The organism is uncultured Phyllobacterium sp. (assembly GCF_902479695.1).
GTDB lineage: Bacteria > Pseudomonadota > Alphaproteobacteria > Rhizobiales > Rhizobiaceae > Phyllobacterium > Phyllobacterium calauticae.
Map to the genome: position 1 here is coordinate 1 of NZ_CABSQF010000077.1, position 10,757 is coordinate 10,757.

At 55.2% G+C, this 10,757-nt stretch carries 17 protein-coding genes and 1 pseudogene; 11 read left to right on the forward strand and 7 right to left on the reverse strand.

Going from position 1 to position 10,757, the window contains the following annotated elements; translation table 11 throughout:
- The first annotated feature begins 258 nt into the window (after positions 1-258).
- The 6 genes from RDL77_RS24125 to RDL77_RS24150 all read left to right on the forward strand — a co-directional run bounded on the left by RDL77_RS24125 (position 259) and on the right by RDL77_RS24150 (position 2,956).
- Positions 259-438 (forward strand): Flp family type IVb pilin, encoded by a 180-nt coding sequence (locus RDL77_RS24125; protein WP_223615690.1) that lies wholly within the window; start codon positions 259-261, stop codon positions 436-438.
- Between the two features lie 345 nt (positions 439-783).
- Entirely contained in the window at positions 784-1,257 is a 474-nt protein-coding gene (locus RDL77_RS24130) for a hypothetical protein (protein WP_288195018.1), read from the forward strand.
- A 178-nt stretch (positions 1,258-1,435) separates the two neighbouring features.
- The gene (locus tag RDL77_RS24135) at positions 1,436-1,660 is read left to right on the forward strand and encodes a hypothetical protein (RefSeq protein ID WP_223615688.1); all 225 of its coding nucleotides are present in this window, start codon (positions 1,436-1,438) and stop codon (positions 1,658-1,660) included.
- A 295-nt stretch (positions 1,661-1,955) separates the two neighbouring features.
- A complete protein-coding gene (locus RDL77_RS24140) occupies positions 1,956-2,210 on the forward strand; it encodes a hypothetical protein (protein WP_223615687.1) in 255 nt (84 codons plus the stop codon).
- 45 nt (positions 2,211-2,255) lie between these two features.
- Positions 2,256-2,540: a hypothetical protein gene (locus RDL77_RS24145; protein ID WP_288195019.1), complete on the forward strand. Its 285-nt coding sequence runs from the start codon at positions 2,256-2,258 to the stop codon at positions 2,538-2,540.
- 287 nt (positions 2,541-2,827) lie between these two features.
- The gene (locus RDL77_RS24150; RefSeq protein ID WP_264319180.1) at positions 2,828-2,956 is read left to right on the forward strand and encodes a hypothetical protein; all 129 of its coding nucleotides are present in this window, start codon (positions 2,828-2,830) and stop codon (positions 2,954-2,956) included.
- Between the two features lie 91 nt (positions 2,957-3,047).
- Here the strand turns inward: RDL77_RS24150 and RDL77_RS24155 are convergent, their stop codons facing one another.
- On the reverse strand, positions 3,048-3,359 hold the full coding sequence (locus RDL77_RS24155) for a DUF982 domain-containing protein (protein WP_223615685.1): 312 nt from the start codon (positions 3,357-3,359) through the stop codon (positions 3,048-3,050).
- A gap of 91 nt (positions 3,360-3,450) precedes the next feature.
- Between RDL77_RS24155 and RDL77_RS24160 the strand changes: the two genes are divergently transcribed.
- Entirely contained in the window at positions 3,451-3,684 is a 234-nt protein-coding gene (locus RDL77_RS24160; protein WP_223615684.1) for a hypothetical protein, read from the forward strand.
- A 107-nt stretch (positions 3,685-3,791) separates the two neighbouring features.
- On the opposite strand, the gene RDL77_RS24165 is transcribed toward RDL77_RS24160, so the two are convergent.
- Positions 3,792-4,103 carry a PepSY domain-containing protein gene (locus RDL77_RS24165; RefSeq protein WP_223615683.1) on the reverse strand — a complete coding sequence of 104 codons (312 nt, stop codon included), beginning with the start codon at positions 4,101-4,103 and terminating at the stop codon, positions 3,792-3,794.
- Positions 4,104-4,240: 137 nt separating this feature from the next.
- Complete coding sequence (locus RDL77_RS24170) at positions 4,241-4,783, reverse strand: phosphatase PAP2 family protein (RefSeq protein WP_288195021.1); 543 nt, start codon at positions 4,781-4,783, stop codon at positions 4,241-4,243.
- A 266-nt stretch (positions 4,784-5,049) separates the two neighbouring features.
- Here RDL77_RS24170 and RDL77_RS24175 point away from each other — a divergent pair, with 266 nt between their 5' ends.
- From RDL77_RS24175 to RDL77_RS24185, 3 genes are all read left to right on the forward strand, one after another.
- Positions 5,050-5,394, forward strand: a complete 345-nt coding sequence (locus RDL77_RS24175; protein WP_288195022.1) for a YnfA family protein — start codon at positions 5,050-5,052, stop codon at positions 5,392-5,394.
- Positions 5,395-5,473: 79 nt separating this feature from the next.
- Positions 5,474-5,701, forward strand: a complete 228-nt coding sequence (locus tag RDL77_RS24180) for a hypothetical protein (protein ID WP_288195023.1) — start codon at positions 5,474-5,476, stop codon at positions 5,699-5,701.
- 217 nt (positions 5,702-5,918) lie between these two features.
- Positions 5,919-6,374 carry a pyridoxamine 5'-phosphate oxidase family protein gene (locus RDL77_RS24185; RefSeq protein WP_223615679.1) on the forward strand — a complete coding sequence of 152 codons (456 nt, stop codon included), beginning with the start codon at positions 5,919-5,921 and terminating at the stop codon, positions 6,372-6,374.
- Between the two features lie 274 nt (positions 6,375-6,648).
- Here the strand turns inward: RDL77_RS24185 and RDL77_RS24190 are convergent, their stop codons facing one another.
- A complete protein-coding gene (locus tag RDL77_RS24190; RefSeq protein WP_288195025.1) occupies positions 6,649-7,080 on the reverse strand; it encodes a DUF2750 domain-containing protein in 432 nt (143 codons plus the stop codon).
- Between the two features lie 199 nt (positions 7,081-7,279).
- Entirely contained in the window at positions 7,280-7,468 is a 189-nt protein-coding gene (locus RDL77_RS24195; protein ID WP_288195026.1) for a hypothetical protein, read from the reverse strand.
- A 426-nt stretch (positions 7,469-7,894) separates the two neighbouring features.
- On the opposite strand from RDL77_RS24195, the pseudogene RDL77_RS24200 reads away from it, so the two are divergent.
- Positions 7,895-8,256, forward strand: a pseudogene (locus RDL77_RS24200) (LysE family translocator).
- A 165-nt stretch (positions 8,257-8,421) separates the two neighbouring features.
- On the opposite strand, the gene RDL77_RS24205 reads toward RDL77_RS24200, so the two are convergent.
- Both RDL77_RS24205 and RDL77_RS24210 read right to left on the reverse strand, forming a co-directional pair.
- A complete protein-coding gene (locus tag RDL77_RS24205) occupies positions 8,422-10,125 on the reverse strand; it encodes an HAD family hydrolase (RefSeq protein WP_288195028.1) in 1,704 nt (567 codons plus the stop codon).
- Positions 10,126-10,487: 362 nt separating this feature from the next.
- Positions 10,488-10,757, reverse strand: a 270-nt coding sequence (locus tag RDL77_RS24210) for a hypothetical protein (RefSeq protein ID WP_288195029.1), incomplete at its 5' end; no start/stop codon positions are given.

Genomic DNA, 10,757 nt, shown 5'->3' on the forward strand with positions numbered 1-10,757 from the left:
CATTGCCGGGGATCGGGCTGATAGCGCAGCGGTTTTGAGGGGCCGGCGTCGGGGTACGGCGCGGGAAATGCACGCCCTGCGGTCATGACTTTCATTTTACTTAAAATATTCAGGGCGATGTAAGCGATGATTAAGCAAGAAATCCGGTGATACTTTGCTAACCAGTTTTTTTAAGTCAGCCGAAATTGTTGAAAGCCTAAGTTCACGACGGTTCAACGAAACCGCGTCACAAGCAACGCTTCAACAGGGATACAGAACATGACAAATCTTTTCACACGTTTTCTCAAGGATGAGTCCGGCGCAACAGCCATCGAATACGGCCTGATTGCTGCCCTCATCTCCGTCGGCATCATCGCCGGTGCAAGCTCCGTTGGTACAAACCTCGGCACGCTGTTCACCAACCTCGGCACAAAATTCAAGAATACGACTGTTAACTAACATGTCGTTGGGGTTGCCTGGCCACAGGCAACCCCAATTTCATATCCAACGCCAATGCCGTTGACGTTGGATATGAAATGATCCGGACCGGCCCCTGCCCGCCATTTCCATGGCTCCGGTCGGCCTATGGGCCAAAATCAGCCCGATCACCCATATGCATGCATAGGCCTGCTGATTACTTCGGGCTTTGATCTATTCCCCTAATAATATTGACTATTTTACTCATGTATCGCTTCACGGCGCTATATATTTACAATTTCCCGTAAACGTTGTTTCGTCTTCCCAGTTTTGATTCAGAATGCGCTTGAACAAAATCATGGAGGGGACCGCATCATGATCTTTGGCATGACTTTCTATACTTTCGTTCACGTCCTGATCAGCCTGATCGGGATCATATCGGGGCTGATCGTTCTCGCTGGACTGCTTGCGTCCGACAGAAAGGACGGATGGACACTGATCTTTCTGGTGAGCACGGCAGCCACAAGCCTGACCGGCTTCGGCTTTCCCTACCAGGGTTTTACGCCCGCCATCGGCGTCGGCATCCTCTCGATCATCATTCTCATCATCGCGATCGCCGCCCGTTACCCCCTGCATCTCGCCGGGCCGTGGCGGTGGGTCTATGTGGTCGGCGCCGTGATCTCGCTGTACTTCAATGTTTTCGTGCTGGTCGCCCAGTCATTCCAGAAAATACCGGCTTTGAATGCCCTGGCGCCCACCGGCTCGGAGCCGCCTTTTGCGATCGTGCAAGGGATTGTGCTGCTCGTGTTCATTGCCGCCGGCTTTGCCTGCCTGCGGCGGTTTCATCCCGTCATACGGTGAAAACCCGGACTGGATACCCGGCAGATCCGGGTCGCCGCACCGCACCGGCCTGCGCTCTGCCGCTCTCCCCGGCCCATCGAAGGGCCGGGCTCCTCAATCGGATGTACTAGAATATTACACCTCCCGATGCCGCCGGGTCAGTGTTATGATCATGTCTTGAAATTGTTCTCGAATTGCCATGCTGGTCGAACGTGACTTGCTCCTCACCGCAATTGCAGGTTCAAAGTCCGTTAACCCCTGCCTGGCCAAGCCCATGCAGGAGAAAGCAATGGAGGAGGAGGACGAAGAAAGCAGGGAGAAAGACGACTACGCGCCCTATATGACATCCATATGGGGCTATCTCGTCGTCTTCCTGATCATCATTCCCCTTGTGCTGATTCTCGGCCGCAAATTCGGGCGATGACCCCATTCCATCGGTCTTTGCCCCGGCCCGCCCACGGCGAAATTGCGGTTCACCGGCAGGAACATCAGGCCACGCAATGTGGCTTATCTATCGGATTTCACGTGGTTTTGTCATATTCATCCCCCGCGTGGAACCGTGCAACACGACACAACTGAAGAATGACGACAAAAGTACCAAAGCTTGTCGCTGGCGGGCCTTTTGTGGCGCATATCGTCTTGTGCTTCACCCCGTCGTCCAATTTGCTGACACCCACCTGCATTGCGTTGGCAGGGGATGTTTGGAAAGGGTCATCTGAGTGCTTACTTTGTACTTTTTGGAAGACTACCGTAATCCGGGCCATTCAAATCGCGAGACCGAAATGGCAACACATCGCCCCGAGAACCCAAAGCCAGTCAAAAAGGCCGGGAAAGTCAAACCCGTCAAAGCCGCGGCGGTGACGAACTGGGATGAACTTATCGCCCGGAACGTCAAGCTCGAAGACAGGCTTATCAAGAAGCTGCGATCGCGCCATATTGTTCGCAAGCTCAAGGTGAGGTTTCTGACCAAATAGGACTTCGGTATCCGACACGGCACCGGTGCAATGGAGCGATGATCGGTGCCATCGATGCCCGGCATTCGACCGGATCTGTTCACGGCGCCTCAGCTCGAAACACTGGCGTCGGCGGCCGGACGCAACATTTCACCTTCCATAGTTACAGAAGTTCTCATTGCATATTCGCGCAATAGTTGTATTCATTTCGATAAAATTTTAATCGCTCTGGAATCTTCAATGTCTGATGATAACAAACAACCCGGCGTATTCGCAGGTTCCTGGCGGCTTGCGATTATCATGCTTGTCATTCTGGCCGCCGTCTGGATACTCGGCCGCGCCTTCGCATAACAACCCTAGGTTTAGTAAACTGTGATTCAACCGGATATTACCGCTCCGGTGGGATGCATTCCGGCTGCGCTTGCAACCGCCATCCCCTGCCGCATCCGGTGACGGCACATGAGAATCCCCGTTTTTGATGCACTGCAGCACGCTTCTGTGGGTCGATTCCGCAACACTTCTCTGCCCAACAGGTCATTTTCGGTGCGTTTTCTGAATTATTTTCATGCACACGCTTTGACATTTAACTTTCATGTTGATGGAATAGGCACCTGCAGACGAATTAGGGGAACATTCGAATGTATGAAGATGATGAGGACGAACAGCACTTGCACTATACCACGCCCGCGTGGTGCCATTTGCTTGTGTTTGGCTTTGCCTTGGCAATCGCCGTGCTGATTAGTCAGATTTGTTCTTCCATGGCCTGACGGGCTTCCGTCAGCTTAACCATCGATCCATCGGGATACTGTCCCATAAGCCCCTCACCTGATCGCCCGGCCAGACCTGGGGTGCTGACCCCTAGATCGTATTGGCGGGTTTTCCCGGCTGATCGGTCGATGCGCCGAGCGTGGTCCCCAATTGCGATCCGGTGCGCTCGCTGACATCGATACCCGCTTCCAGCGATGCGGCGACAAAGGCTGCGCGTGCATCCTCGGCGGACAATTTTTCCTCAAGTGCATTGCGGCATGCGTCACAGGCAATCCTGTGCTTTTCACCCCGGCGCCTCGACCAGTACTGCGTCAGCATGGTCAGCGCGTCGCGCACGTTGCGCACAACGATGACGCGGCCGGTACGCGGCGACTTGATGGTCACATGCGTGAATGAAAGCATTTCCATAAGCTTCAAATGCATCAGAAGGCAAGTGGTTCCATCGACCTTGATTGACGAACTGTCCGGCTTGAATGACACTGGGTTTTTCCGAATGAAAGGGCTGCCCATGGAATATGACAAGGAGACAATCAAAGGCTCGACCAATGGCTACGGGCTTGGGGTAAAATTCGAACTCACCAATGGCCAGGTATGGGAGCAGACCAGCAGCGACGACGAGTATCTGCACCAGTTCATGCCGGAAGTTCTGCTCGATACGGCCGGAAACATCGGAAAACTCAAGATCAACGACATGAATGACTGGGTGGAGGTCAAGAGAATTCTCTGACACTCACTCATGGCGCGCCGGACCACAGCGCGGGTGTGACGGCAAGCAAACGAAAACGCCCCGCCATCCCCTGGGGGCAGCGGGGCGGATAAAGCTTCAACCCGGCGTTAATTGACCGAAATCACTTCTCCGGTTCGACGATCAATGGAGACACTGATGTCGTCGCCCTGATAGTCCGTTCCTTCCACGATGATGCGCGACCGCGTCCGCCGGATATCGTCGACTTCGCGCACGCCTTCGGACCGGGCGATCCGCACCGCCGTCCGATCAGTGATGCTGACGCTGCGATAAGGACGATCCATTTGCGGATCGACGAGGCGAACGCCGCCGGGACCTATTTCGATTGATTGCGCGAATGACGGCGCTGAAGCCAATAGCGTCAGAGCCGTTACACCCGCCATTGCCAGAACTTTGAACATGACACTCTCTCCTTAACACGACCCACCAAAACCATACACCACATATGCCTTTGCCGACGCCCCCGAAGCAGGGTTAATGATTAGTTTAGGGCTATAGTGTGGCTGAATTTGCCGCGACATTGCGTTCCGGATAACTTTCAGAATACGCGTGTTACGAAGCGATCGATTTTCGACCCCTCCCGATAAAAAACGGCAACCGCCAGGGCCGCCAGCAGGGCCGTCACACCGCCGCCGATCACGTCGGAAACATAGTGCGTGCCGACATAGATGCGCGACCAGCAGACGAAAAAGGCCATCAGCCCGAGCAGTATGGTGCGGCGCGCCAGACCGTGAAGCGCAAAGGCCGCGACGATGGCAAGCGATGCCGTCGCATGGTCCGACGGAAACGACCAGTCGGCGCTGGGGGGAACGAGAAGATGCGTGATATCGGCATCATAGGGCCGGATGCGCTGCACAAACAACAGAATGATCTGGTTCAAGCCCAGTCCGATCAGAAAGGTCAGCCCGGCCGAGACGCAGGTATGCCGCACGTGCAGCCTGTCCGCCTTGCTCCACCATTGGCCAATGACAGCCACGATCATCAGCGGTACGCCGAAGCTGGTGACGGTCAACATTATTCCGTCGAGAACCGGAGTATGGCCAGCCGGCGAATTGAGCCATTGCGTGATCGTTTGATCCATTCTCTTCTCTGCTTCCTTAACCTCGAGCGGACTGCGAAAGCCCCGGAATGGCATGTCCTGTCCATCCGGTCTTTCGAATCGGTTTTTCCTGCGTCCTCACTGACCGTGAATCGCAACGATTTCATGGCGGAGAACTGGTTCCGTCGACTGGCACGCTGCGGATTACCGGTCAATGCCGGCTTGGCATTGGGTTGTTGCCGCCGCTTCAATTTCCGCAGTTGTCTGCTATGCAGGATCGATCCGCTGTCAGGAAATCCGGGGGCCCCATGCAAACCTACCTCACAACCGCACTGGTCTACGGCGCCGCCGCCCTGGCCGAGATCGCCGGATGTTTCGCATTCTGGGCATGGCTGCGCATGGAGCGATCGGTGTTTTGGCTGGCGCCGGGCACATTGTGCCTTGTCGCCTTTGCCTATTTGCTGACGCTTGCGCCGTCGGGCGAAGCGGGACGCGCCTATGCCGCCTATGGCGGTGTCTATATCTTTGCATCGCTGATGTGGCTTTGGCTGGCGGAAGGGCAGCGGCCGGACCGCTGGGACATGACCGGCGCCATTCTTGCGCTTGTCGCCGCGGGGATCATACTTTTTGCGCCGAGAGGAAGCGCCGCCTGACGCCTGCGGCATGAATCGGGTGGCTGGCCATCAAGGGCAAGCGATACACTGAATCCACACCCCAGGGAGTGTGAGTTCAATGTTGTCTCTCTTGAATGCTTTGCATGCAATGGCCGCCCGACGCGGCGAGGGTCTGCACCCCGAATTGGCCGCGCGGCTGGAACAGCACGCCCGCAACGGCACGGAGCGACCGGGCGCGGCTCTGCACCCGGATCACACCGGCCAGCAAGAGGGCGCTCAGGTCGTTCAGGTCGATCTCGGTGTGATGCTGTTCAGGCACGGCTGCGGTCGTATCGACAAAACCTGAGACAACAAGCGCGCAGATCCTTATGCTGATCGCCTCGTTTGCGTGAACACGCAAGCATGAAGGCTGGTCAACCCACGCCTCCCCTGCATCCCCGCACATTGGGTGACGCATCACATTGCCCTGCCAAAGTCATTCACCTGTTTGACAACGAACAAAGCGCCCTCAATAATTATCGCGGCGGCAGTCCGCCTGTTCAAGAAGTCCAGGAGCAACCTCGATGATCATTAATGAGATGACGAAGGCGGAGATCAATGCCTTGCTGAGCCGCGCGAGCATTGGCCGCCTGGCCTGCTCCAGGGATGATCACCCTTACATCGTTCCGCTCAGGTTCGCCTATCACTCCGTCTTTCTGTATTCTTTTACAACGGTCGGCCGAAAGGTCGAATGGATGCGCAACAATCCGCACGTCTGTGTCGCGTTCGATGAGATCGACGCAACCAATCGCTGGCAGAGCGTGATCGTCAACGGGCTGTATGAAGAACTGTCGAACGATCCGTCCCATGTCGACGCGCGCGCAACCGCGCACCACCTTCTGAGCGCATCCGCCGAATGGTGGCAGCCCGGGTACACGAAGACGGTCATTCGCGATGCAGAGCGTCCGCTTGAACCCGTGTTTTTCCGGATATCGATCCTCGAAACAAGCGGGCACAAAGCCGTCAAAACCGCGAGCTAGCGGTCCGGCACAACCCGGCAAAGGAATTGGCACCGGCATTTTTCAGCAGCACCGTCCTGCGGGACTTGACGCGGCGAATGATCGTATCGCCAAAATTGCTGCGGAACCTCTCACGCCCCCCGCCGTTTACCCCATTCAATTGGAGGTAATACGATGCTTACAGCAGCAGTTTTATGGTGGCTGGGCGTTCCGCTCATTGTTGTCGTTTTGATTTTCTTCATCTTTTTGCGGCGCCGCTGAATGGGACGCCTGTTCGGTGCGGCGGGGTCAGCCCCTATGGTTTCAGGTAGGAAAACCCCGTCTGGATCTCATGCCTGATATCGGCGATCACCTTGTGGACGGACTCAATGCGTCCGTCGCTTGCCTGATCGAAGCAGATTCCGACTTTAAGTCCGCGTTGCCGCAATGCCGGCAGAAAATTCTTGAGCACCGTGTCAAGTTCCATCTCAACGATTTCTGTTTTGATTTGCAGGCCTGTACCGTGGTCAAGTGGCCCCAGCCACAGCTCCGCCAAGATGGCATCCGGCCAGAGCGGGCAACACATCGATGTCCCGGCTGCGTCATTGAGAATGAGATAATTCGAACCAAGATTGATGGTGTATACTTTGTAGGTCTCAACCGACTTCTTGATGAAATATCTGTAACGCATGGCGTGTGAGAGTTTGAGAACTCTTGTTGCCTCTTCAATACTCTGTGTTGACTCCATGTGCCCACCCTCGTTGCTGAGGATAGACCAGAATATTAAAGATTGAAGGACAATTATTCCAAAGCGAGTGTTTATTCCGGCCGCGTAGACCGAAATTGATGATCGAGGGTTGGAGAGCGCTTATTCCAGCGCCTGGAGACGATCGGTTTTATATGGATGGGAGCGATGCAACCATGTTGCGCACCCCCGCTGGGTCCATTTAATTCACCCTCTGCAAAGTGACTTTATCTTGCTGCTCGGCATTCAAACGATGAACGCCCGCTTCTGCTGCAGTTCTTGTTGCCGCATAATATCGGCCGAGGCCAAATGACAGTGCCGCCAGAAACAGGACAACGCCGATATATTTCCAAGCATTGGCTTGATAGGGCTGCGGATCAATCGAATACATTCTAAACTCCAGGGTGACGGCATTGAGCGGGGAAAGCTGGCGCTGTAAAAACCCCACCATCCCGAAAGACGGTGGGGTAAAGTTTGTCTGGAACAGGATTTTGCAGCACGTCCTTCCATCGATAAGTCAATTGACCCAACTCCCTGCACCCGATGGGAGCTTGGATTTCGTTCTTCTCAGGGAACGTGTTGTGGCAGTGTCGTTTCCGGCATATTTGAATTATTGACGGGCAACAGAACAACGTTGCCAGTCATGGACATATCATCAAAACCGGCGTGACGTGAGCGTGACGGAAATCCCGGATCAGACCGGCATTATTGGGCAAAAAGCGTCCATGGCTGTCTTTACAGGAATGACGAGCCAACCCCTTGTCAATCAACGCACAAATGCTAGACAGGAATTCTGGCAAACTCGCAGGAAAACGATATGCCGGACTTCTCAACACTCCTGCTTTTTGCCGCCGCGTCCGTGGTTCTCACGGCCACGCCCGGTCCCGATATGCTTCTCATTGCCTCAATCTGCTCAATCCCAAAATGGCACTGTTCGTGCTGGCGCTGCTTCCGCAGTTCGTCCAACTCGAAGCCGGTTCTCTGGTTGTGCAGATGCTTATTCTCGCCACCGTGCTCAATGGCATCGGCTTTGTCGTCAATGGCACGGTGATTCTGCTGAGCGGCCATATCCGCAGCCGGGCCGGCAGCTTCCCTCGCTTCCGCAAACTGCCGCAATATTTGCTGGCAACGGTCTTCACCGGACTTGCCTGCCGTCTTGCGCTTGGCAGCCGGAACTAGGTCGTACACGGTGTGGCAGCCGGATTTTAGCTGCAGCCCATGCGAGGCACGCTGCAAAGCAAGCCTTGGACACGTCGTTCATCTCGAATTGCACCGGGAGCCTGTGAGACTCCCCGAACCGTGATGCAGTCGATCATGTGCGGCCGGTCGTTGGTCAGCCCCAGCTCAACAAGGGTCGCCGCGAGCCAAGTCTGACATCTCACGGAATTTGACGTGCGGCGGGGCTGTGACGGTATTGTCCTGCAACGTCCATATCCCGCCGTCCAATGTAAATCCGTGTTTTTGGTACAGATCGCGGCACAGGCCGTTGGCTTCGGTCGGCGTGTAGACGCCCTTCAGGGGAAGGTGGTTTGCGGCAAGCCCGGCGATAATCGCCTGCTCAACACCAAGGCCAACCACCCGGCAACTCATCACGAACTGGATGATGATGTGATCTCTGACAATGGCGATTCCCACCAGACCATAATCGGTGTATTTGTCGCCGACTTCGAAAGTCTCGAAGATGGCACCCGAGAGAAAGGCCTGCTGACATTCACCGATGGTCCAGCGCTTGCCCGTGGTGTTGAACTGGTTGGATTTGTTGAGCAGTTCCAGCGCGCGTGGAAAACGTTCGTCATCTATGGTGTTGATCGGGCGGATGCCGACGGAAACGTCGAGGGAAGCCAGGAACTCTTCCCGGGTCATAACGGCCTTCGCGGTTTCCCGCTGTACCTGAGCCTGCATCATCTCGGTGCGCCTGCTTGACTCCGGCGTGACGTACGGAACCTGCGTTTCCGGGGCCCAAAGCAATGTGCTGCGGATCGAATACAACTCGTCGCCAAGTACCCGCATGGCCGGAAATGCCGCTTGCACGCTTTCCCGCTCAACGGGATTATCGTCAATGAAGAGAGCGTTCTTCGGCAAGAGATTGGTTTCGCTGAGAATATCCTGGATGTTTTCCACTTTTGGCCGCCAGTTTATTTTCCGGACCGCGAAGTCATCGATATTCAGTCTGTGCTTCAGGAACTGAGGCCACAAGTCGAGGATTGTCGCTTCGTCATTCTTGCTGACGATCGCCAGGACGATACCGCGCTGCTTGAGAAATTTCAGGGCTTCGATCAGGCCGAGCGGCCATCCTTCCAGGACAACGCGATTGTGTATGCCTTCTTCCGCGATAACCCCGCGCCAGAGCGTATCGTCCAGATCAAGGATGACCAGCTTCACGCTGTCTTGCTGCGTGAGCGTGCGATACATGGCATGTATCTCGCTCCAAAACCCGAAGATGAAATCTTCTATGTTGATCGGGTAAAGGCTGGTGAGTTTGGTTGGCTGGACAATGCGGGTTGTGTCGTGGATGCAATCCCAGTCATTGGCATAGCTGGCATGCGACCAGTTCCAGACGAGATCCTCTTGAATGAACTTTCGGCCGAATGTCTGCGCGATGGCATCCGCCTGGACCATATGTGCCCCATGTTCCCGCGCCAGCTCATGCAGTTTGCGGTTCAACTGCTCGACGAAATAGGTGGGGTTGCGCAGGTCATAGCGCGGCAGAAGCCGCCCCATGTGGTTCTGCTGCGGTATGAAATATTCGGAAACGAAGGTCATGAGCTTGGTGTTTTTTGCAAACGCCAGCGCGCCCGTAAACGTTTGGATCAAACGCTGCTCGCACTCCCGCAGTTTTTCCTCGAACGGTTCCTCGCTGGTGTGCGGTATATCCGAAAGCATGGTTTCCGGCACAATCGTCCGCAACGGCAAATGTATAAGCTGGAAAGCATACTCTTCGATTGGATGCGGCGGTTCTGTCAGGTCACCGGGATAGTTGTACAGGACATGATCGACTTCCGCGCCCTTGAAAATGACATGGGCGTAGTGGAACAGACCCGCTGCCATGCACGATCCGACAACGAGGATCCGCTTAACAGCGACGGGTGTTGCCTCCAACGTGTCGGGTGTTCTGAATTTATAGGCAACCTTTTGATTTCGCACAGAAGCCGTGGTTTCAAGCATTCAGAGCATCTCCAATCAATCGCAGATCAAGCTAAGCGGTGCCATTCAATCGCCGCAAGACAGATCGCGAAGGCAAAGGACGAAAAACGCAGCATTGAGAATTGGAGTAAACGCGCATCCCGATGGCCTTGCCGCATAACCGGCTTCTGCGGGGAATAGCGTGGACGACAGGCCCCGCAGGCGGCTGGGCGGTATCAGGACGTGTTCATTTCACCGGGAAGACCATGTTTTGTGCAATTTTGTGGTCATTTTAACAACAATTGCATTGACACGGCGGCCATAGCCATCTCGATTTCGTGCAACTTGTCACCTGTTTGGATTGCAACGAAAATGATGAAAATACTCGTTATCGCCATATCCGCCCTTACCCTATCAAGCGTTGTGCTTGTCAGCACAGCGGACGCAGCGCGATTTGGATTGAGTTTTGGCGGGCCCCGCAAAAGCACCGGCAAGGAAAGCGGCAAGGCAAAGAGCAGCAACCCGGGCAAGGGAAGCTCCCGTGGTGGCAGTGGTGG